Origin of the sequence: Micromonospora sp. URMC 103 (assembly GCF_051386435.1) — a bacterium.
Taxonomy (GTDB): domain Bacteria; phylum Actinomycetota; class Actinomycetes; order Mycobacteriales; family Micromonosporaceae; genus Micromonospora.
The window spans coordinates 543,802-566,411 of sequence record NZ_JBPQTR010000005.1; the positions used below are offsets into that span (position 1 = coordinate 543,802).

General features: G+C 72.2%; 16 protein-coding genes. 7 read left to right on the forward strand and 9 right to left on the reverse strand.

Features of this window, described 5'->3' with window-relative positions:
- The first annotated feature begins 137 nt into the window (after nt 1-137).
- Nucleotides 138-2,612, forward strand: a complete 2,475-nt coding sequence (locus ACSNOA_RS15655) for a LamG-like jellyroll fold domain-containing protein (protein WP_436659069.1) — start codon at nt 138-140, stop codon at nt 2,610-2,612.
- A 98-nt stretch (nt 2,613-2,710) separates the two neighbouring features.
- Here the strand turns inward: ACSNOA_RS15655 and ACSNOA_RS15660 are convergent, their stop codons facing one another.
- The 4 genes from ACSNOA_RS15660 to ACSNOA_RS15675 all read right to left on the reverse strand — a co-directional run bounded on the left by ACSNOA_RS15660 (nt 2,711) and on the right by ACSNOA_RS15675 (nt 8,382).
- Complete coding sequence (locus tag ACSNOA_RS15660) at nt 2,711-3,397, reverse strand: SDR family NAD(P)-dependent oxidoreductase (protein WP_436659070.1); 687 nt, start codon at nt 3,395-3,397, stop codon at nt 2,711-2,713.
- A 96-nt stretch (nt 3,398-3,493) separates the two neighbouring features.
- The gene (locus ACSNOA_RS15665) at nt 3,494-4,738 is read right to left on the reverse strand and encodes a hypothetical protein (protein ID WP_436659072.1); all 1,245 of its coding nucleotides are present in this window, start codon (nt 4,736-4,738) and stop codon (nt 3,494-3,496) included.
- A gap of 838 nt (nt 4,739-5,576) precedes the next feature.
- Complete coding sequence (locus ACSNOA_RS15670; protein ID WP_436659074.1) at nt 5,577-7,961, reverse strand: ATP-binding cassette domain-containing protein; 2,385 nt, start codon at nt 7,959-7,961, stop codon at nt 5,577-5,579.
- Nucleotides 7,962-8,001: 40 nt separating this feature from the next.
- Nucleotides 8,002-8,382, reverse strand: coding sequence for a helix-turn-helix transcriptional regulator (locus ACSNOA_RS15675; protein WP_436662314.1), 381 nt, complete (start codon nt 8,380-8,382; stop codon nt 8,002-8,004).
- Between the two features lie 291 nt (nt 8,383-8,673).
- Here ACSNOA_RS15675 and ACSNOA_RS15680 point away from each other — a divergent pair, with 291 nt between their 5' ends.
- On the forward strand, nt 8,674-9,393 hold the full coding sequence (locus tag ACSNOA_RS15680; RefSeq protein WP_436659075.1) for a helix-turn-helix domain-containing protein: 720 nt from the start codon (nt 8,674-8,676) through the stop codon (nt 9,391-9,393).
- 64 nt (nt 9,394-9,457) lie between these two features.
- Nucleotides 9,458-10,273: an alpha/beta fold hydrolase gene (locus tag ACSNOA_RS15685; protein WP_436659076.1), complete on the forward strand. Its 816-nt coding sequence runs from the start codon at nt 9,458-9,460 to the stop codon at nt 10,271-10,273.
- A 207-nt stretch (nt 10,274-10,480) separates the two neighbouring features.
- Here ACSNOA_RS15685 and ACSNOA_RS15690 read toward each other — a convergent pair whose 3' ends face one another.
- Nucleotides 10,481-12,958, reverse strand: coding sequence for a M14 family metallopeptidase (locus ACSNOA_RS15690; RefSeq protein ID WP_436659077.1), 2,478 nt, complete (start codon nt 12,956-12,958; stop codon nt 10,481-10,483).
- 323 nt (nt 12,959-13,281) lie between these two features.
- Here ACSNOA_RS15690 and ACSNOA_RS15695 point away from each other — a divergent pair, with 323 nt between their 5' ends.
- Nucleotides 13,282-13,875 carry a hypothetical protein gene (locus tag ACSNOA_RS15695; RefSeq protein WP_436659078.1) on the forward strand — a complete coding sequence of 198 codons (594 nt, stop codon included), beginning with the start codon at nt 13,282-13,284 and terminating at the stop codon, nt 13,873-13,875.
- 9 nt (nt 13,876-13,884) lie between these two features.
- Here the strand turns inward: ACSNOA_RS15695 and ACSNOA_RS15700 are convergent, their stop codons facing one another.
- Together ACSNOA_RS15700 and ACSNOA_RS15705 are read right to left on the reverse strand one after the other, a co-directional pair.
- Nucleotides 13,885-14,304, reverse strand: coding sequence for a hypothetical protein (locus ACSNOA_RS15700; RefSeq protein WP_436659079.1), 420 nt, complete (start codon nt 14,302-14,304; stop codon nt 13,885-13,887).
- 102 nt (nt 14,305-14,406) lie between these two features.
- Nucleotides 14,407-14,529: a hypothetical protein gene (locus tag ACSNOA_RS15705; protein ID WP_436659081.1), complete on the reverse strand. Its 123-nt coding sequence runs from the start codon at nt 14,527-14,529 to the stop codon at nt 14,407-14,409.
- 135 nt (nt 14,530-14,664) lie between these two features.
- Here ACSNOA_RS15705 and pdxY point away from each other — a divergent pair, with 135 nt between their 5' ends.
- A complete protein-coding gene (gene pdxY, locus ACSNOA_RS15710) occupies nt 14,665-15,516 on the forward strand; it encodes a pyridoxal kinase PdxY (RefSeq protein ID WP_436659082.1) in 852 nt (283 codons plus the stop codon).
- A 16-nt stretch (nt 15,517-15,532) separates the two neighbouring features.
- Here pdxY and ACSNOA_RS15715 read toward each other — a convergent pair whose 3' ends face one another.
- Together ACSNOA_RS15715 and ACSNOA_RS15720 are read right to left on the reverse strand one after the other, a co-directional pair.
- The gene (locus ACSNOA_RS15715; RefSeq protein ID WP_436659083.1) at nt 15,533-16,690 is read right to left on the reverse strand and encodes an NAD(P)/FAD-dependent oxidoreductase; all 1,158 of its coding nucleotides are present in this window, start codon (nt 16,688-16,690) and stop codon (nt 15,533-15,535) included.
- 162 nt (nt 16,691-16,852) lie between these two features.
- Complete coding sequence (locus ACSNOA_RS15720) at nt 16,853-17,422, reverse strand: carboxymuconolactone decarboxylase family protein (RefSeq protein ID WP_436659085.1); 570 nt, start codon at nt 17,420-17,422, stop codon at nt 16,853-16,855.
- A gap of 268 nt (nt 17,423-17,690) precedes the next feature.
- On the opposite strand from ACSNOA_RS15720, the gene ACSNOA_RS15725 reads away from it, so the two are divergent.
- Nucleotides 17,691-20,288 (forward strand): M64 family metallopeptidase, encoded by a 2,598-nt coding sequence (locus ACSNOA_RS15725; RefSeq protein ID WP_436659087.1) that lies wholly within the window; start codon nt 17,691-17,693, stop codon nt 20,286-20,288.
- 268 nt (nt 20,289-20,556) lie between these two features.
- A complete protein-coding gene (locus tag ACSNOA_RS15730; protein WP_436659089.1) occupies nt 20,557-22,563 on the forward strand; it encodes a M14 family metallopeptidase in 2,007 nt (668 codons plus the stop codon).
- The last annotated feature ends 47 nt before the right edge of the window (nt 22,564-22,610 follow it).

Sequence of the window (22,610 nt, forward strand, 5' to 3'; positions counted from 1 at the left end):
GTCCGTCCATGGCGAGGTCGTCCGCGCGGACGTGCACCTCGAAGTCTGCCGCTTCGCCCATGCCCGGGAGTCGCCCACCGAATCCATCGAGGCGCGCCTCGAAGGCGATGCCGTCTGTCAGAAAGGGACCCTGAACGATGAGGAAAGCAGTCACCGCGTTGATCGCCGCGGTCTGCGTGGTCGCCGGCGTGCCCGGAGTCGCGCGGGCCGAGCCGACCTGGCAACCGGGGACGCCGCCGATCGCCACACCGTGGACCGACGAGGTGTCGCCGGACAACGCGCTGCCCGACTATCCGCGCCCCCAGTTGGCCCGCTCCAGGTGGCAGAGCCTCAACGGGGTGTGGCAGTTCGCGGGGGCGCAGGAGGGCGAGGCGCCACCGATCGGCGAGCAGCTCAGCGAACGGGTCCTCGTGCCGTACCCGATCGAGTCCGCGCTGTCGGGCATCCAACGCCACGAGGACCGGATGTGGTACCGGCGCACGTTCGACGTGCCGGCCAACTGGCGGGTCGGCGGCGGCGAGCGGCTGCGGCTCAACTTCGGCGCCGTCGACTACGACGCCACGGTCTGGGTCAACGGCGTCAAGGTCGCCACCCACCGCGGTGGCTACGACAGCTTCAGCGTCGACGTCACCGACGCCCTCCGCGGCCGCCGCGCCCAGGAGCTGGTGGTCGGGGTCGAGGACCGCACCAACCAGACCTGGCAGCCCGTCGGCAAGCAGCGCAACGTGCCGGACCGGGGCATCTTCTACACCTCGTCGTCGGGCATCTGGCAGAGCGTGTGGATGGAGCCGGTGTCGGCGAGCCACGTCGAGCGGCTGGCCATGACGCCGGACGTCGACGACGCCAGCCTCCGGATCACCCCGCAGGTGGCGGCCGGCAGCGGCCGTACCGTCGAGGTCGTCGCGTACGCCGGCCACCGGGTCGTGGGGCGCGCGTCCGGGCCGGCCGGCCGGGAGCTGCGCGTACCCGTGCCGAACCCGAAGCTGTGGTCGCCCGACTCGCCGTACCTCTACGACCTCACCGTGCGGGTGCGTGACGGCCGCAAGGTCGTGGACCAGGTGGACTCCTACTTCGGCATGCGCGAGGTGGGCAAGGTCCGGGGCGCCGACGGCAAGCTCCACCTGGCCCTCAACGGCAAGATCCTGTTCAACATGTCCACCCTGGACCAGGGCTTCTGGCCGGACGGCATCTACACGGCCCCCACCGACGAGGCACTGCGCTTCGACATCGCCGAGACCAAGCGGCTCGGCTTCAACACCATCCGCAAGCACATCAAGGTGGAGCCCGACCGCTGGTACTACTGGGCCGACAAGCTGGGCCTCATGGTGTGGCAGGACATGCCGTCCATGCGTACCGGCGGGATCCCCCCGGCCGACGCCCAGCAGGAGTTCGAGCGCCAGCTCAAGGAGATCGTCACCGAGCACCAGAGCTGGACGTCGATCACGGTGTGGGTGCCGTTCAACGAGGGCTGGGGCGAATGGGACCGCACGGCGACCGGTCGGATCGCCGACGAGCTGCGCGCCCAGGACCCGAGCCGGATGGTCAACGCGCACAGCGGGGTGAACTGCTGCAACTCCAAGGGCGACTCGGGGCGCGGCGACATCATCGACTTCCACCAGTACCTCGGCCCGGCGTCCCCGGTCCCGAGCGGAGACCGCGTGGCCGTGGACGGCGAGCACGGCGGGCTCGGGCTCGAGGTGCCCGGGCACATGTGGTTCGGCGAGGGGCACGGCTACGAGATGACGCCGGACAGCGCCACCCTCACAAGGCGGTACGTGGAGAACCAGCGTGACCTGCTGACGGTGGCCACCCGGTGTGGCCTCTCCGGCGGCGTCTACACCCAGACCACCGACGTGGAGCACGAGGTCAACGGCTTCTACACCTACGACCGCCAGGTGAAGAAGATGGACTTCGACCAGGTCCGCGACGTCAACCGGGCCATCGTCCGATCCGTCGACGGCACGGGCGCGAACCTGCCGCCGCTGCCGCCGGGCACGCCCGGGCTCACCGGCGTGGGCTGGTGGCCGCTGGACGAGGGCAGCGGCACGGTGACCGACGACCGGGCCGGCGACCACGACGGCACCCTGCAGGGCGGCGCCACCTGGACGACGGGTCACACCGGCGGCGCCGTGCAGCTCGACGGGGTGGACCAGTACGTCGACACCGGCGCCCCGATCCTCGACACCACGGGCAACTACACGGCGTCGGCCTGGGTCCGGCTGGACAGTCTCGGTGGCTTCGCCACCGCGGTGAGCCAGGACGGCGCCGACCACAGCGCCTTCTTCCTGCAGTACTCCGGGGCCGACAACCGCTTCGCGTTCAGCTTCGCGGGCGTCCGCGCGCTCGCGCCGACCGCACCGGAGACCGGCCGCTGGTACCACCTGGTGGGTGTGCGCGACGCCGCGGCCGGCACGCTGACGCTGTACGTCGACGGGCAGCCGGCCGGAACGGCCAGCTCCTGCCTGGGCGAGGCGTCCAGCGGGCCGACCGTCATCGGTCGGGCCCGGTTCAACGGGGGCCCGGTCGACTTCTGGCGCGGCGCGATCGACCAGGTGCGGGTCTACGACCGGGCGTTGTCCGCGGCCGAGGTCGCCGAGCTGTACGCCTCCTGAAAGAGGCACCGGGTGAGGCGGACTCCGCCTCACCCGGCCGTCGCCGCGGCGGGCCTCCGCCGCGGCGACGGCCACCGGCCTGCCAGGGCCGGGGGGCGTCAGTTCGCCAGCAGCCCGCCCTCGACGAACAGCTCCTGGCCGTTGACGCCGCTGTTGCGCAGGAGGAAGTCCGTCGCGTCGACGATCTCCGCCATCGTCACGAGCCGCCCGATCGGGGTCCGGGCGACGTGCGGGTGGTCGGTCATGTGGCGCCACTTGGGGCTGTCGCCGACGATGCCCGGGTGCAGGACGTTGACCCGGTGCGGTGCGATCTCGACGGCCAGGGTCTTGGCCAGGCCCGTGAGGCCGGCGTTGTGCGTCGTCACGATGGTCGACCCGGGGTACGGGCGTTCCTTGGCGAGACCGCCGAAGAGGACCACCGACGCGCCGGGGCGGAAGCGGTCACGCAGGACCCGCACCGTCTCGGCGTACCCGACCAGCTTGATCGTCACCGCGGTGACGGCGGCGTCGAGGTCGAGCCCGCCGAGGGTGTTCGGCGTCTGGCTGGTGGCGGTGATGACGAGGTTGTCGACCTCGCTGATCTCGCTCAACGCCGAGGCGATGGTTTCCGGCTGGGAGAGGTCGACGCCCAGCCCCCGGGTCGTGCCGCCGATCTCGGCGGCCACCGCCTCGGCCCGTGCCTTGTCCCGACTCGTGACGACGACCGTGTCGCCGCGATCCGCGAGATGCTGGGCGATCACCCGTCCCAGTCCGGTGCTTCCTCCGACGACGATCGACGTGCTCATGCGCCCCTTTTCCTTCCACCGGCCATACCTTGATCGGCAGTTGCCGACCGTAGCGCGGCTCGGGTGGGTGCCGGCGGCCGGCCGGTGCGGGTGTGGTCAGGGCCGCGTCGTCGTCGTGGCCACGACCGGCCAGCGGCGCCATACCGCGACGTGCAGCACCACCCCCGTGGCGAGGAAGTTGAGGGCGGCGAGCGCGATCCAGTCCTCGGCGGTGGCCCGCGCGAAGGTGATCCGCCCCGCGTACCACGCCAGCACCGCGTACAGCGCTGCCGCGACCAGGCCGGCGAGGAGCACGACGCAGAGGCGGCCCGGTCCGGGGCCGAGCCGGGTCCCGGGCCAGCCCTCGAACAGCATGGCGACCAGCAGGGTGGCGGCGATGACCGTGCCGCCCGCGGCGCTGATCTGGTTCGGTCGCCACCCGGTGGCCTCGCGCAGCAGCAGGAAGGTCACCGCCGTGCCGGCGAGCACGGCGGCGTTCCCGGCAAGCAACCGCGGGCCGCGGCGGGAGATCCGCGAGAACGGCCAGCCGCGCAGCGCCACGAAGAGGATCACCTGCCAGACGCCGAGGACGATCAGCAGGGCGCCGTAGGCGGCGGCCGGAAGAGGCCCGCCGGGGTTGCGCAGGTGGCCCGCGCCGCGGACGGCCGCCGGCACCTCGTCCAGGTTCACCAGCAGCAGGTACGCGGCCACGGCGACCGCCCAGCACAGCGCGAGCGCCGCCACGCCCGAACCGATCCGGCCGAACCGGCGCAGCGGCCACCCCTCGGACACCAGGGTGAGCTGGAGGATCGCCACGAACGCCCCGGCGCCCAACGACAGCGTGACCGGGAAGGTCGCCGAGTGTGCGGGGCCGGCGTGCGCGAAGAAGACACCGCGCAGGTCCACGCGGCCGACGACGGCCTGCGCCGCGACGGTGAGCGCCACCCCGCCCGCGGCGGCGAGGACGGTGTCGGTGAACCCGCTCCAGCCGGCGCGGAGGGCGCTGCCCGGCCAGTCCTGCCACCAGAAGGCGATCATGGCGATCACCGGGAGGGCGAACGTGGTGAGCGGGCCGAGCACCAGCAACGACGACTCCGCGTCGCCGGCGCCGAAGGCGAGCACGAAGAACAGCGGCACCACGAAGGTCAGCCCGGCGAGCCCCACGGTCGGCTGGGTCGGCGGCGGAGCGCTCGGACCGGCGGGTCGGGTCGGCGGCGGCGCGGGCCGGGCCGGCTCGCCGTGGGGCGGAGGAGGGGGCGCGGGGGAGGTGAGCGGCGGCCGGTCAGCGAGCGGCGGCGTGTTCCGGTACGCGACCCGCGCGGGCGGCCCGGCGCCCTCGTCGCCCTCCGCCGGGCCGGTCATGACCCGCCGATCGTCGAAGTCGGCGGCGTCGTAGCGGTGGTCACGGATCCGGCGCGCCGCCGCCGTGGTGTCCCGCCCGACGGGACGCCCGGTGTCCGGAGCCGGCGGTCACCGCGGCGCGGGTGCGTCCGGCGCGTCCGCGTGCCGGAACACCCGCTCGTCAGGTGACGCGTCGGTCGCATGCGGCCCCCGGCTCCAGGAATCCAGCCGGCCGGGATCCGGGCCGGCCGCCGTGCCGCGCTCGCGGCGGAGTGCGGTCTGCCCGACCCTATCGAGGACGAAGTCGGCGCATGCCGCGTTTCGGACGAGCGCAAGCCCCACGCCGGGTCCGGCGCGGGCGCATTGACCGCGGGCGGCGCCTTGATCGCAGCGACCGCGGGCGGTGCCTCGACCGCGGCGACCGCGGGCGGTGCCTTGATCGCGGCGACCGCGGGCGGTGCCTTGATCGCGGCGACCGCGGGCGGTGCCTTGATCGCGGCGAACGAGAGGCGGTGCCTCGACCGCAGCGACCGCGGGCGGTGCCTTGATCGACTCCAGTTCGCCGAAGTGGCGGTGTCCCACCGTGTCGGATGCCGCCAGATCGGCGAAGTGGTGTGGATCAAGCTTGCGTCAGGGCCGCGCCGGAGCGGCTGCTCCCCGGCGGGCCTTTCGTGGCGGCCGGTCGTCGGCCGATGCGGGTCCGGTGTCGTGGCCGGTCGTCGGCCGATGCCGGTCGGGTACCGCGGCCGGTCGTCGGCCGACGCGGGTCCGGTGCCGTGGCCGGTCGTCGGCCGACGCCGGTCGGGTGTCGTGGCGGGGCCTGGTGCCGCACCCGCACCGTCGACGACGAGGCGCCGCGTCAGGCGCCCACGTAGGCCGCGAGGTGCTCGCCGGTGAGCGTGGAGCGGGCGGCGACGAGGTCGGCGGGCGTGCCCTCGAACACGATCCGCCCACCGTCGTGGCCGGCGCCGGGCCCGAGGTCGATGATCCAGTCGGCGTGCGCCATGACCGCCTGGTGGTGCTCGATGACGATGACCGAGTTGCCGGTGTCCACGAGCCGGTCGAGCAGGCCGAGCAGGTGCTCGACGTCGGCGAGGTGCAGGCCGCTGGTCGGCTCGTCGAGAACGTAGACGCCACCCTTCTCGGCCATGCGGGCGGCGAGCTTGAGCCGCTGCCGCTCGCCGCCGGACAGCGTGGTGAGCGGCTGGCCGAGGCTGAGATAGCCGAGGCCGACGTCGTCGAGCCGGTCGAGGATCCGGTGCGCGGCCGGCGTGGCGGCCTCGCCGGCGCCGAAGAACGCCTCGGCCTCGGCCACCGACATCGCGAGCACCTCGCTGATGTCGCGGCCGCCGAGGCGGTATTCCAGCACCGAAGCCTGGAACCGCCGCCCCTCGCACTCCTCGCAGGTGGTCGTGACCCCGGCCATCATCCCCAGGTCCGTGTAGATGACACCGGCGCCGTTGCAGGCGGGGCAGGCGCCCTCGGAGTTGGCGCTGAACAGGGCGGGCTTCACGCCGTTGGCCTTCGCGAACGCCTTGCGGATCGGGTCGAGCAGCCCCGTGTACGTCGCCGGGTTGCTCCGCCGCGAGCCGCGGATGGCGGTCTGGTCGACCGACACCACACCGTCGCGCCCGGACACCGAGCCGTGGATCAGGGAGCTCTTGCCCGAGCCCGCCACACCGGTGACGACGACCAGCACGCCGAGCGGGATGTCGACGTCGACGTCGCGCAGGTTGTGGGCGCGGGCGCCGCGCACCTCCAGGACCCCGGACGGCGTCCGCACCGACGGCTTGAGGGAGGCGCGGTCGTCCAGGTGCCGGCCGGTGAGGGTGCCGCTGGCCCGCAGGCCCGCCACGGTGCCCTCGAACACCACCTCGCCGCCGGCTGTCCCGGCGCCGGGCCCGAGGTCGACGACGTGGTCGGCGATGGCGATCGTCTCCGGCTTGTGCTCCACGACCAGCACGGTGTTGCCCTTGTCGCGCAGCCGCAGCAGCAGGCCGTTCATCCGCTGGATGTCGTGCGGGTGCAGCCCGACCGTCGGCTCGTCGAACACGTAGGTCACGTCGGTGAGCGACGACCCCAGGTGACGGATCATCTTGGTGCGCTGCGCCTCGCCGCCGGAGAGGGTGCCGGACCGGCGGTCGAGGCTGAGGTAGCCGAGCCCGATCTCGACGAACGAGTCGAGGGTGTGCCGCAGGGCCGCGAGCAGCGGCGCCACCGACGGTTCGTCGAGCTCCTTGACCCACCGCGCGAGGTCGCTGATCTGCATGGCGCAGGCGTCGGCGATGCTGATCCCGTCGATCTTCGACGAACGCGCCGCCTCGCTGAGCCGGGTGCCGTCGCACTCGGGGCAGGTCGTGAACGTCACCACCCGCTCCACGAACGCGCGGATGTGCGGCTGCATCGCCTCGACGTCCTTGGACAGGAACGACTTCTGGATCGCCGGGACCAGACCCATGTACGTGAGGTTGATGCCGTCGACCTTGATCTTGGTGGGCTCCTTGTAGAGCAGGTCGTCCAGCTGCTTCTTCGTGAAGGCGCGGATCGGCTTGTCCGGGTCGAAGAAGCCGCAGCCGCGGAAGATGCGCCCGTACCAGCCGTCCATGCTGTAGCCGGGGATCGTGACGGCGCCCTCGTTGAGCGACTTGCCCTCGTCGTAGAGCTGGGAGAGGTCGATGTCGTTGACCTGGCCCCGACCCTCGCACCGCGGGCACATGCCGCCCGTGACGCGGAAGCTGCGACGCTCCTTCACGGTGCGCCCGGCGCGTTCCATGGTGACGGCGCCGGCTCCGCTGATCGAGGCGACGTTGAAGGAGAACGCCTGGGGCGAACCGATGTGCGGCTTGCCGAGCCGGCTGAACAGGATGCGCAGCATCGCGTTGGCGTCGGTGGCGGTGCCGACCGTGGAGCGGGGGTCGGCGCCCATCCGCTCCTGGTCGACGATGATCGCGGTCGTCAGCCCCTCGAGCACGTCGACCTCGGGCCGGGCCAGCGTCGGCATGAAGCCCTGCACGAACGCGCTGTAGGTCTCGTTGATGAGCCGCTGCGACTCGGCGGCGATCGTGTCGAACACCAGCGAGCTCTTGCCCGAGCCCGAGACCCCGGTGAACACCGTCAGCCGGCGCTTCGGAATCTCGATCTTGACGTCCTTGAGGTTGTTCTCACGAGCGCCGTGCACCCGGATCAGATCGTGGTTGTCGGCAACGTGCGGCGCGGGGGACTGGCTGCCCGTCCTGGTGGCCATGCTCATCCTTCTTCTCGGTGGCGCCCGGTCTCCATGCCGCTCACGCTAGCTGCGGCCCGGTGCCCCGTGCTTCTCGATTCCTGATCGGTCTGGTGACCTGCTTCGTGATGCACGAGGGCGTCTCCGCCGACGCGGGAGCCGTGCGGGCGCGATACGCGCTGGGCGACTCGCCGACCAGCTCCGTGAAGCGGGTGCTGAAGGTGCCGAGCGACGCGCAGCCGACCGCGAAACAGACATCGGTGACGCTGAGGTCGCCGCGGCGCAACAGCGCCATGGCGCGTTCGATGCGCCGGGTCATGAGATAGGCGTACGGCGACTCGCCGTAGGCGCGCCGGAACTGGCGGCTGAGATGCCCGGCCGACATGTTCACGCCGCGGGCGAGCGCCTCGACGTCCAGCGGCTGCGCGTACTCCCGGTCCATCCGGTCGCGGACCCGGCGCAGCAGGACGAGGTCGCGCAGGTACTGGGCCTCGGCGGAGCTGCTGCTGGACACGTACGCGATGATGCCACGCCGCACCGACGTCGCCCCGCAGGTCGGGGCGCTTCACACCGCGTCGCGTGCCGCGCCTCCCGCCACTTCGCCCAGCGGGGAATGCCCCGCCGACGCCTGCGGGAGGAGCCGCACCGAGCGCCGTCGATGATCCGGTGCCGGTGCGCGACGGGCCGGCCACCTGCGAAAATGAGCGCGCGAATCCAGCGGAGGAGGGCCGGGATGCCGCTCGAGAACGAGGACCGCGCGTCGGACTCGCCCTACATCCACCGGGTCTGGCGCAGCCACGCGTCCGGCGTCGCCCGGATGACCTCGATAGCGACCTCGAACTGGGAACTCGTGTTCTGGGAACACGACGGTGGCATGCACGCCGCCGTACGGGGTCCGGAGACCACGGCGTCGAGCGCGGAGGTGCCGGACGGGTCGGCGTCGTTCGGCATCACGTTCGCCCACGGCACGTCGATGCCGCACCTGCCCGCCGCGCGCCTGGTCGACTCCGCGCTGGAGAGCCCGCACGCCACCGCCCGGACGTTCCTGTTGCGCGGGCAGGAGTGGCTCGTCCCCGACTTCGACAGCGCCGAGCAGTTCGTGGCCCGGCTCGTACGCGAGGGCGTCGTCGTACGGGACCCGCTCGTCGACGAGGTCGTGGCCGGCGCGACGCCGGAGATCGGCACGCGCACCGTGCAGCGCCGCGTCGCCGCGGCCACCGGGCTCACGCAGGGCGGCATCCGGCAGATCGAGCGCGCCCGGCAGGCCGCGATCCTGCTCGGCGAGGGCGTCGCACCGCTCGCCGTGGTCGACCGGCTCGGGTACTACGACCAGCCGCACCTCGCCCGCTCGCTCCAGCGGTTCATCGGTCGTACCGCCGGCGAGCTCCGCCGCCGGGACGCGGCCGAGCCCCTGTCGCTTCTGTACAAGATCGGCGACGCCGACGGTCCATAGCCTTGCTGCGACGCGGCACCCCGCCGCCGGGACATCCCGCACCGCCAGCAGAGAGGTAACCAGAATGACCGAGAACGTGAACGCGGCCGCCGTGTCCGCCGACGGCACCGTGATCGCCTTCACCGCGTTCGGCCGGGGCGAGCCGCTCATCATCATCGACGGCGCCACGGCGTACCCCGCCATCAACCCCACGAACTCCGAGATCGGGCGGCTGCTGGGCGACGAGTTCCGCACCTACGCCTACGACCGCCGCGGACGCGGCGAGAGCACGGACACCGGGCCGTACGCCGTGGAGCGCGAAATCGAGGACCTCGCCGCGCTTATCAAGGTGGCCGGTGAGCCGGTGACCCTGTTCGGTTGGTCGTCCGGCGCCGTCCTGGCGCTCGACGCCGCGGCGGCCGGCCTCCCGATCCGGCGTCTCGCGCTGTTCGAGCCGCCGTTCGTCGTCGACGACAGCCGCCCGCCGTTGCCGGCCGACTACGTGCAGCGCCTCGACGCCGCCGTGGCCGACGGTCGTCCGGGCGATGCCGCGGAGCTGTTCCTCACGGCCGCGGCCGGCATGCCCGCCGAGGCCGTCGGCGGCATCCGGCAGAGCGAGTTCTGGCCGATCATGGAAGCGGTGGCGCCGACCATCGCCTACGACGGCCGGATCATGGGGACCACGATGTCGGGCGCGCCCCTGCCGCGGGACCGCTGGGCGTCGGTCACCGTGCCCACGCTCGTGATGCACGGCACCGGGACCTTCCCGTTCATCGTCGCCGGCACCCGGGCGCTCGCCGAGCTGCTGCCCACCGCCACGCTGCGGGCCGTCGAGGGCGAGCAGCACAGCGCCCCCGCCGACGTGCTCGCCGCCGCGCTGCGCGACTTCGCCCGCGCCTGAGCGCGCGGCGTTCGGGGGAGGAGCACGCGGATCGCGACCCGCCCGGTGCCCGGGGGCGTCACCCCCGGGTGGCGCGGCACGAGCATCCCGACCGGCACGCGCAGGAGCCGGCGGGGCCGCGTCGGCGAGCGAGGGTACGTGCACAGCAGCGCATCGCCCCGCCGGTGCGGACAGACCGCACCGACGAGGCGATGACCAGCGAGGCGTCTACTTCTTGATCGTGATGGTCGCCTTGCGGTAGTTGTTGCGCCTGTCCTTCTTCGTCGGGTCGTAGTTGTTCTCGATGTTGCCGGCGGCGTCGACCGAGAACCACTGGAACGTCGTCGTCTCGGTCACGTGGAACACCTGGCCGGGCTCGCGGAAGTCGGTCGCCGCGTACCGCGGTGACTCCATCGTGGGCCGGCTGCCGTCCGTCGTGTAGTAGATGGTCGCCGGCTCGTTGGTCTCGAAGCGCACGTCGACGGGCCCGCGGTACTTTCCGCCGCCCGGAACGAGCGTGGACCTCGGGTCCTTCTTGTCCTTGCCCCACTCCGCCGCGATCCGGAACATCTCCATGATCCCGTTGGCGTACTCCATCGTCTCGGAGTGGCCGCTCACGAGGTCCGGGTTGCCGACCCACTCCGGCTGGAACGAGCCGCCCTGCCAGTTGCCGGTGGCCGGGTTGTAGACCGACCCGCCGACCTCCCAGCCGAAGGCGTAGATCCCGTAGGTGTAGTACAGGTCCTCGCGGACGTTGCCCGCCGAGGAGTAGAGGACGTCCGACGAGCCGCCGACGTTCTCCGGCGTCACGACGGTCTCCCGGTGCGCCTTGACCTGCGACAGGATCCTGGACGCCGACTGCCAGTAGAACGCCTCGTCGCCCAGCGGCGGGCGCGGCGTGGTGATCCGCCCGTCGGCGATGTAGGCGCCCGGCTGCCAGAACAGCTGGCCGCCGTTGGAGTGCACGGACATCATGAACTTGATGTTCCGGTACCGCTCGACCAGCCAGATGATGTTCTTCGACTCCGGCTCGGACAGCTCCGCCGGGCCCTGGAACGTGTCGCTGACGCAGCTCGTCGACGCGCCCGCGTAGCCGTCGTGGCCCGACCCGACCCGGTAGTTGCGGTTGAGGTCGACGCCCCAGGAGTTGCGCCGGCCCGGATCGGCGTTCTCGTCCGGGCAGTGGTTCGTCATGTTCCGGCGCTGGGAGGCGAAGTTGTAGAAGCTGTAGTTCGCCCCGTCGGGATTGTTGGACAGGATGAGGAAGATGTCGGTGTTCTCGACGATCTTCTTCGTCTCCCGGTCCGACGTGTAGTTGTGCACGAGGCGCTCGGCCGTCTCCAGCGTGGTCGTCGCGGGCACCCACTCACGCGCGTGGTCCTGCGCCTGGATCAGCACACCGGGGTTGCGGCCGTCGCGGTGCTTGCCGATGCGCAGGACGGGGATCGTTGCCGGACCGCGCGGCACGTCGCCCTCCGGCGCGCCGGCACGCTTCTGGTCGAGGAAGTCGGTGAGCGCCACGGGACCGGGCGTCGCCGCGACGATGCCGGTGCCGGCGTTGGTGCGGTACGGGTGTGCCCGGTCGACGAGGCCCTGCGACCGGGTCTCCAGCGCCGTCGCCACCTCGGCGGCCGTGCTCGCGAGCGCGCCGGAGGCGTTCTTCGCGAGGAGGACGCGGATGGCCTTGCCGGCCACCTTCACCGCGAGCGGGAGGTTCGCCCCGGGCCGGTCCACGAACTCGACGGTGATGTCGTTGCCGCCCTCGTGGCCCCACGCGGCCGAACTCACGACGACCGCCTCCTGCCCGGTGCCGCCGATCGTGGCCTGCGCCTTGCGCTGGTAGCCGTTGGTCTTGTTCGGCAGGTAGACGATCTCGGCGATGTCCGGGTACTGGCGGGCGATTTCCTCGGCGCGGCTGTAGAGCTGCTGGGGGTGCCGGTAGCCGTCGACGAAGTCCCACTTGTAGGCCGGGTTCGCCGTCAGCGGCGGCGGGGCGTCCTCCAACCAGTTGGACACGGTGCCGACCGCGACGCCGCCGGTGGAGCTCGTGACCCGGATCTGGTCGGGGCGCCTGTCCAGCTTGAACAGGTTCCGGTGGAACATGTACTGCCCGGAGTCGACGAAGCGGCTCATCGTCCGCGGGAAGCCGAACGACGTGCCCCGGCCCGCGTCGTTCTCGAGCTGCATCGTGACGACCGGGTCGGTCTGCTGCCCCTCGGTGGTCCGGGCCTCGACGTAGAGGAACCCCTGGCCCTTCGTGGTGAACCAGTCGGCGCGGACGACCCGTACGGTCGCCGTGTGGGTGGCCGGCTGGACGGTGTTCGCGGCGAACGCGCGGAGCCCTCCGTCGGCCTCCTGGTTCCACGCGAAGCCCTCGTTCTCGCCGAGGATCTCGACGCCCAACGCCTCGAGTTCGGTGACCTGCTCGGCGGTCACCACCGCCTCGCCCTCGATGCCGGTGGGCACGCGCTTGAGGCCGTGCTCGAGATCGAAGCCCGCGGCGACCACCTTGTCCAGCAGGGCGGCGCCGTCCAGGTGGATGCGGACGTGGCGTACCGGCTCCGAGTCCTCGAGGTGGGACCGCCCGGCGCCGGCCGTGGCTGTCGGCTCCCCGGCATGCGCGCCCGCGGGCGCGGTCGCCACGAGGACGCTCCCCGCCATGGCGGTCAACGTGAGAAGTGCGATGCGCAGCTGTGTGCGTCGCATTCCCCCTCCTTCTGCATTGCAGCCTGTGGATGCTGTCGTGACCAACGCGCGCGCGGTCCGAACGGGTCCACCCGGGACGGTCGTCCTAGCTCACGCACGGTGAGGCCGGGTACGACGGTCGCCGGCGTGCGAAGGACCGGGCCGCCCGTGCGCGAGCTGGGTGCGGTGAGCGTATGTGCATTCATCGCATCGACGGGGCTCGCCGGGCGGATTTGAGCATTCCTTGAGGCGACCGTTCGGGAGGGATGGATGTGGCGTCGCGGAACTAGGATGGATGCCGATCGATCGATGGCGGCGGCTTCGCGGAAGGACTGGTGGACCCGATGCCGGACAACCGTGACCCCGCGTCCCGCACCGACGACCGGAGCCGGCCCACCTGGCAGCGGGTCGTGGCGGTCACCGGGACGGTGGTCGCCCTCCTGGTGGCCATCGGAGCGTGGCTGCTACCCGAGCCCGGGTCGTGGGTCTGCGACGTGACGCGCGACCGCGCGGTCGGCTGCAACGACGTGCCCAATGACTTCCTCGGCCGGTGGACGGGCGCGGAGACCTGCCACAGCATGGCGGTGTTCACCTGCCACCAGCAGGAGTACGCGCTGACGCTGACGATCAGCCGCGGACAGACCGGTGAGGCCGTGGTGACCAGCAGGTCCGAGTCCGGCGGCGAGCCGTTGTGCGAATCGTCCTGGACGCTGGAGACCGCCGACGACGCCCTGCTCGAGCTCCACGTCGAGCGGAGTCGTTACGTGGGCGCGGGCGACGATGACGGCACGATGAGCGGCTGCCCGGGTGACCTGGACGTCCGCCTCCAGCTGACCGAGCAGCGCACTCTCGGCCTGGAGACCCGCTCCGGCAGCCGGACGATCCCCCTGATGCCCCCGGGCATCCTCCTGTTCAGCGGCGTCCTCCACCAGCGGTGACACGCCATCTCACCGTCGACCGGCCCGCCGCTCCAGCACGTAGCCGCCGAGCGCGAGCGCGATCAGGGCGTCCTGGGTGAGCAACGAGGCGGGCAGCCCGAGCAGCCGGATCGGCGGGCCGCCCTCCTCGTACGGGGACGTTCCGGGCACGGCCAGCGTCAGGTTGAAGGGGCCGTAGCGCAGCAGCGGCAGCGTCGCCGCCACCCAGGTCGCCAGCCGCCGGTCCTCCCGCACACCGCGGGTGAGCAGCCACAGCATCACCACGCCGGAGCCGCTCGCGCCGATCACCTCGGCGGTGCCGTGCCATCGGGCGTGCGGCCCGTACCCGGGACCGAACGTGTGGCGGCGGTTCCAGTCGGCCAGCCAGGGGACCAGCGTCATCGCCGCGGCGCTGGCGACGAGCAGGCGTCGACCCCACCGTGACCGCATGACGCTCCTCCTCACCGTCGCCGCGCCCGCGTACGACCCGGACGCCTCCGATGCGTGGCCCGTCTGCCCGGTGGTGGCCCCTCCAAACCAGGGCGACGGCCTTCACGCCTCGGAGGTCTCCTCGGCCGCCTTGTCGAAGCGGTCGTCGCTGCGCTCACGCTCGGTGTTCGCCATGCCTGGAGTGTTCGCGGCCGTGGCCCGCGATGGAGAGGGATGTGTCGCCATGGTGACTTCACCGCCCCGCCCCGCTCCGCGACCAGCGCAGGAGCGCCGGGGAGCAGGCAGGGGCCCGAGTGGGCCAGCCGACAGAAAACGGCGGGCCGTGCGGGTGGCGCGGGTGGGAACCGCCATGATGGGCCCGTGAAGATCCTGTCGATCCAGTCATCGGTCGCCTACGGCTACGTCGGCAACTCGGCGGCCACCTTCCCGCTGCAGCGCCTGGGGCACGAGGTGTGGCCGGTGCTGACGGTCCACTTCTCCAACCACACGGGATACGGCGCGTGGCGCGGACCGCTGCTGGCGCCGGCCGACGTGGCTGAGGTGATCGCGGGCATCCGGGACCGGGGTGTGCTCGGCACCGCCGACGCCGTGTTGTCGGGCTACCAGGGCGATCCGGCGATGGGCGCCGTGATCCTCGACGCGGTGGAGACGGTCAAGGCGGCCAACCCGGACGCGGTGTACTGCTGCGACCCGGTGATGGGCGACGCGGGCCGCGGGATGTTCGTCCGCCCGGGCATTCCGGAGTACATGCGGGACGTCGTCGTGCCACGTGCCGACATCATCACCCCGAACCACTTCGAGCTCGACTTCCTCGCCGGCCGTACGACCACCTCATTCACCGAGGTGCTGGAGGCCGTCGACGTGGTGCGCGCGGCGGGACCGCGACACGTGCTGGTCACCAGCGTGCTGCACGGCGACCTGCCGGAGGGGTCGCTCGAGGTGGTGGCCGTCTCGGACGAGGGCGCCTGGGCGGTGACCACGCCGCTGCTGCCGATCAACCCGAACGGGGGCGGTGACGTCACGGCGGCCCTGTATCTCGCGCACCTGTGGACGACGGGCTCGCCCGCGACGGCGCTGGAACGCACCATCGCCTCCGTCTTCGCCGTCCTGGAGGCGACCCTCGCCGCGGGCACCCGGGAGATCCAGCTGGTCGCCGCCCAGGACGCGATCGCCGACCCGCCCACGAGGTTCGCCGCCCGCCGGCTGCGCTGACGCGAGCGCCCGCCTCTCACCAGCCGTCCGGGCCGGAACCAGGACCGGGGCCGGGGCCGGGGCCGGGGCCGGGAAAGGATCCGTCGCCGAACAGGATGCGGCTCGCCGCGGCCCGGCCGAGCGGCGTACGCAGCAGCGTGAACGCCGCCGCCGCGAGAGTGGGCGTACGCACCTGGGCCAGCCCCCGGCGCAGCATCAGCCGGCCCCGGAAGCGCGCACGCAGGGCGGCGCCGTCGTAGCGGGTCAACGCGTCGGGCCGGCCCGTCCGGAGGGCCTCGTGCAGGGTGCCGGCGGCCAGCGCCGACAACCGCAGGCACGGATCGAGGCCGCCGGCGGTGAGCGGCGACACCGCTCCCGCCGCGTCGCCCACGAGGAGGCCGTCGGGGCAGCTGATGCGGCGCAGCACCCCGCCCACGGGGATCGGGCCGCCGCGCCGCTCGACCGCGTCCGGTTCGCGGTCGCCGGTTGGCAGCCCGGGCGCCGTGGCGGCGAACCGCTCCAGCGCGCGGCGCAGGCCGTCGGGGAAGCGGTCGGCGTAGCCCGCCACGCCGACGTGGGCGTGCCGCCCGTCGTTGACGACCCACGCCAGGTAGCCGGGCGCGAGCGACGGATCCAACACGCAGTGGAAGGTCGGCGGCTCGTGACCGGCGGGGATGGTGAAGACCTCCTCGGCGCCGACCAGCAGGTGGTGGTTGCGGCCCAGGCCGAGGTCCCGGGCGACCCGCGAGCGGGCGCCGTCGGCGCCGACGACGAACCGCGCCCGGACGGTGACCGGCCCGTCACGGCCGTCGAGGAGGAAGGAGTCGCCTCGTCGGCCGGCGTAGCGGGTGCCCCAGGCCATCTGTACGCCGGCGTCCGCCGCGGCGCGGGCCGCCGCCGTGTACAGCGACGCCATGTCGGCCACCCGGTACTCGTCGCGGGTGCTGACGAGGGCCACCGGGCGGCGCAGCCCGGGAGGGTAGAGCACGACCCGTCGGATGGGCGGCCCGAGGGACGCGGGAGGCAGGGCGAAGTCGTCGAGCGTACGTCGGACGAAGATCCCGGTCGTGCGGATCGCGCCGGTCGGCGTGGGTCGGCGTTCGGCCAGCAGCACGTCGTGGCCCTGCCGTGCGAGCAGCGTGGCCGTGTGCAGCCCGGCCAGGCCGGCCCCGACGACCAGCACGTCGACGATCATCGCCCGACCACCATCGACGTGCCGATGGCCGACGACCGGACCGCCGGCGGTGCCGCGCGGCGGAGCGAGCAGATCACCTATCGACTTTCACCCAGCACCTATCGAATGTCAATAGGTACGGGGGTGTGAGGCGGTGCAGCGTGTCGGCATCCCGAGCCTCACCTAGCCCCCGAAACTCAGCACCCGCCGCAACTCGGGGTCGAGAACGTCGTCGTACTGCGGGTCTGGTTTCGCCCCCGCGGCGCTGAGCACGGTGCTGAAGAAGCACCGGGCGGCGGCGGCGAGGATCACGTGGAAGATCTCCGTGTCGTCGAGACCGTGGCCGCGCAGGCTCGCCACATCGGCCTCGGTGACCGAGCTGGCATCGGCCGCCACCTTCCCCGCGAAGTCGACGACGGCGACCTCCTGAGGGGACAGGCCGGCGCTGCCGTGGTCCGAGGCGATGGCGGCGACCGTCCGGGCGTCGAAGAACCTGTCCCGCAGCACCTTCCCGTGCGCGAGCCCGCAGTACGACGACTTCAGCGCCCGGGCCGCGGCCAGCGTCGCCAACTCGTAGCGGCGCAGGTCCATCCCGGCCTTCACGGCCGCGTTGAGCTGCTGCCACGTGGCGTACGCGGCGGGACTGTGGGCGAAGAGCCGCGTGAAGTTCGGCAGGTAGCCCATCGCCGTCGTGTCCGCGTCGAACATCCGCTCGGTGTCCGCCGACTGTGCGGCAGGCTGCAGGAAACTCATCCGCATCCCCTTCCGGCTCGACGGTGCGAGGGTATGCCCCCGCCCCCGCCCGTGCTGTCGGGAACCGGGCACCGGGAGGCCGCCGCTGGGCCGCCGGGGCCACCGGCGCGGCCCCGACCGCGAGCCGAGCGGTGGCCGCCGGCCCTTCAGCCGAAGGGCCGGCGGCCACGGAAGTTCCGTCAGGTGTCTGGTGATTCCCGCATCGATGCCCAACTAACTTCGGGTGGCCGGAGACCCAACCGGCGGACGAAGGTGAGGGGGACAACCAGTGAGACTCAAGGTCGCGATCCTCGCGGCGGCAGCCCTGGCGGTGAGCCTGCTGAGCGGCGTCGGCCCGGCGAGCGGCGCCCCGGCGGACGGCCCACCGACGCCACTGCCCGAGCCGAAGGTGCATCCCATCCAGGTCACCGGCCCGGCGGCCGAGCGGCTGAACCTGATCATCATGGGTGACGGCTACCAGCGGGACCAGCAGCAGCTCTTCCTGGCCGACGTCGACCGCAACCTGGCGGTCATGTGGGCCACCGAGCCGTTCCGGACCTACCGCGACTACATCAACGTGTACGCCGTGGAGATCGCCTCGATCGACTACGGCGTCCGGTGCGACCCGGACGGACGGGTACGCCATCCGGACGGGACGATCCGCGACACCGGTCAGCGCGAGGGCCCGATCGACGGCAAGAACACCGCGCTGCGGATGATCTACCAGAACGGCTGCAACGACCCCCTGTCCCGCGGCACCGTCTACGGCGGCGCGCCGGTGGACTGCGCGAGCTACGCCGCGTACTACCCCGCCGGGGTCAACCCCTGCGAGACCGGCAACCAGGCGCACAACCGGATCATGGACACCTACGTGGCACCGGTGCTGGGGATCCCGCGTACCGCGCAGAACGTGCAGACCCTGGCCATCTTCAACACCTTCACGTACGGCGGGATCGGCGGCACCAATGCCACCACCTCGGGCGGCTCCCCGCAGGGCCCGCTGATCTCGCTGCACGAGATCGGCCACTCGCTGGGCACCCTGGCCGACGAGTATCCGTACTCCTCCCGCGACGTGGTGCGGCCCTGCTACACGGGCGGGGAACCCAACAGCTTCCACCACACCACCTACACCGACCCGCAGAAGATGGTGGAGGACCAGCACAAGTGGTGGCGCTGGATCGGTGAGGAGAGCCTGTCCGGCGGCACGATCGGGCTGCACGAGGGCGGCGGCAGCTACCCGTGCGGGCAGCGCCGGCCGAGCGAGCACTCGATGATGCGCTGGATCGGGTTCGACTTCGACCAGATCGGCCTCGAGCACATGGTCGCCCGGGTGACCGGCATGCGGAACTCGGGGCAGATGAACGTACGGCACACCCCGCTCGGCACCGTGCCGTCCGACGGCGTGCTGTGGGTCGAGACCGGGCAGCCGCGCTACCACGAGCTGCAGGTGACCTGGCGGGTCGGCGGCCCCGAGGGCCGCGTGCTCGACACGCACAACAGCCGCGACCTCGACCTCGCGCCGCTCGACCTGCCGGCCGGGACCGTGGTGCACGTCGAGGTGCGCGACCCGGTGGGGCCCGACGGCACCGACTGGGTCCGCAACCCGTCCACCGGCAACACGGCCACGAACTCCGGCTACAACGGCCCCCGGTTCGTGCAGACCCGGCAGTGGACGGTGGGCGACACGAAGGCCACCCCGTCGCCGGCGGCCGCCACGGTCACCGGCCACACCCTGAACACCCAGCCGGTCGCCGGCGACGAGGTCGTGTACGTGCGGACCAACCACCCGGACGACCGGATCCCCGACGTGGCGTGGTCGCTCGACGGCAATCCGCTGCCGAACCCGTACAACAGCCGCAACCTCGATCTCGCGGCGCTGAAGCTGTCGCCCGGCACCCACAAGCTCGCCGCCACGGTGACCGACCCGGCGGATCCGGGTGGCGTCTCCGACCGGGTCGAGTGGACCGTCGACAACGCGCTGCCCACGGCACCCCGCCGACTGTCGGAGCCGCTCACCCGGCTCGCCGGCGGCACCGACCACCCGGTGTACTTCAACGGCTGGGACATGTGGCTGGACCCGCAGGACGACCACACCGGGTACGACGAGGAGCGCTACGTCGTGGGCCAGCTCCGGTTGGACAAGGACGGCTGGTACAACTACTTCGGGTTCCCCGAGCAGCCCATGCCCTCGTCGCCGTTCCAGTTCCGCCACTCCGGCACGGACGTCAAGGCCCTGACGTACGGCAACCTCGGCACGGGCGGCCTGTCGAAGGCGGCGTTCGAGCAGACGCTGCCCGACGACCACCCCGGCGGCGGGTTCGTGCCGGGCTTCGGCACGCACCTCGTCGAGCACCGGGCCATCGACGCGGCCGGCAACGTCGGCCGGTCGAGCAGCTACCAGGCCACCGTGCTGCCCGGCTCGTCGCCGGAGTGCACGACGACCCTGACCGGCCGGCAGTCGCGCGTCGTGGCCACCGAGGGCGTGACCTGCCTGACCGGCGCCCAGGTCGCCGGCGGGGTGACGGTACGGGCCGGCGCGTCCCTCGTCGTCCGGGACAGCGCGATCAACGGCGGGGTCACGGCCACCGGCGCCCAGGCGGTGCAGATGTTCGGCACCACGGTGAACGGGCCCGCCCGGATCACCGGGACCACGCGGGACGTGACGATCGCCGGCGCCACCGTCAACGGCCCGCTCACCCTGTCGCAGAACGTCCAGGTGAGCGCCAACGAGCGGTACAGCCGGCTGGCCGGCGCCTACGGGCCCGTCCTGGTCGGCAGCCGGGTCAACGGACCGCTCGCCTGCGCCGGCAACAGCGCCCCGGTCAAGGACTTCGGCGCGCCCAACACGGTGAACGGACCCAGGGGCGGCGACTGCGTGGCCCTGTGACGCAGCGGTGCGACGGTGGTGGGCCGGGGGCGTCCGGCCCACCACCCCCGGCCGCGCCGGCGGTGCGGTACGCAGCGGCGACACGCCTGCGTACCGCATCCGCCCGCCCTTGCGCGTAAGGACCAAAAGGCCGATAGATATTTACATAAGCGATACGGCCGATTACGGTGATCGGAGCTCGAGTTCCCATTGGGTGGCCGCCCGACACGAGTCATCGCCCTGCCTGTTGGTCGTGGGCAACCGCCGATGTGACACTGGGAGATTCGCCGTGGACTCTGACGTTCCACAACGCTCATCCGGTCAGGCACACACCACCCACCTCGACGCCGTGGTCCCGCAGGAGCCGGGACGCAAGCACCGCCAGCGCCCGTACACCCTGCTGGCCGTCCTGACGGCCGGCGCCCTCGCCATCGGGAGCGCGCCGCTGTGGGGGCACGGCGGAGCCGATCCGCTCGACGACGCGGCCCTGTCCGCGGCGCCCACCTACACGGTCGGCCTCCAGCCACCGCAGGATCCCGGCCCGTTCCCCGGGAGCGTGACGCCCACCTCGCCCACCATCACGATCGCCGGCCAACGGGACGGCGAGAGCACGTTTCCGGTCGTCAGGTACGACCAGGTGCAGCCGAAGGTCCCGGGGCAGATGGACTTCGACCACTTCCACACCGGCATCGAGATCCAGTGGTGGCTGCGGAAGTGGGCGCACGAGCGGCCCGACATCGTCGACCTGTACATCGTGGGGGAGAGCTTCAGCGGCCAGCCCATCTACCAGCTGACCATCACCGACAAGTCCACCGGCAAGGACACCGACAAGCCGGCCGCGTACTTCGAGGGGAACCGGCACTCCGGCGAGACCTCCTCGGCCGAGAGCTCGCTGTGGCTCGCGCACCACCTCATCACCCAGGCCGGCAAGGACCGCGCCGTCGACCGTCTGCTCGACGACAAGACGGTCTACATCCGTCCGGTCAACAACCCCGACGGCCACGACATGTACCTGTACACGGCGCAGACGAACCGGTCGACGGTGCGGCCGTACGACAACGACGGCGACGGCAAGCGCGACGAGGACCCGGGCGAGGACCTCAACGGCGACGGCTACCTCGGCCAGATGCGCCAGTACGTGGGCGCCGGCAAGGGCACCCACGTCGTGGACGCGCGGGACCCCGCCCGCAACGCCATGCTGAGCGTCGGCGCGGGCAACGGCGACTACCTCATCTTCTCCGAGGGCACGGACAACGACGGCGACGGCCGCTACAACGAGGACGGCGTCGGCGGCCTCGACCTGCACCGCAACTACCCGTACAACTGGCACGTCATGCCGGAGGACGACGCCACGGGCCGCAACCTGACCCAGGGCGGCGCCGGCGAGTACCCGTTGTCGGAGCCGGAGACCCGCCACGTCTACACCTGGCTGATGTCGCACACCAACATCGGCGCGGTGAACAGCATGGACACCCGCGTGCCCATGCACCTGCGGGGCCCCTCGACCTGCGTGCCCGAGGAGTGCATGTACACGAGCGACCGCAAGCTCTACGAGCGCTTCGACAAGGCCGGCCAGTCGTTCACCGGGTACCGCAACGCGGGCAGCGTCTACGTCGACTACGCCACCCGCAACGGCGGCGATCCGGAGGCCCTGTTCGGGCACGGCCCGGACTTCGGCTACTTCCAGTACGGCGCCGTCTGGTACGGCGACGAGATCTGGAACGGCGGTGACTACACCGACTACGACAAGGACGGCCGGTACGCGGACTGGGAACGGTCGCGGTGGTGCGTCGAGAACGGCCGCACGAACTGCTTCCTGCCGTGGACGAAGGCGGAGCACCCCAAGCTGGGGGCCGTCGAGGTCGGCGGCATCAACCCCAAGTTCTGGTCGCAGAACCCGTCGGCCGACCTCGTCGGTCAGTGGGCCGCCAACCAGGCGAAGTTCAACCTCTACCTGACCGAGTCGCTGCCGCAGGTGGCCCTCGACCGGGTGCAGGTCAAGAAGCTCAAGGGCGCCCAGAGCGACGGGGCGACCCACGAGATCACGGCGACGGTCCGCAACACGGGCCGCATCCCCACGGCCCTGGAGCAGGCGAAGGAAATCAAGATCGTGGCTCCGGACACCGTACGGGTCGACGGCGCCCGCGCCGTCGGCGCCGCGCCGCAGTTCTACCTGGACGGCGGCGACGACCAGAAGGTCAAGCTGCGCGTGGCCAGGACCGACAGCGACCGGATCACGGTGCAGGCCGTCAGCGTCCGCGGCGGCCTGGACTCCGCGTCCGCGCGCCTGAGTTGACGCCCGAGGGTGAGCGCCGCCCGCACACCGTGCGGCGCTCACCCTCC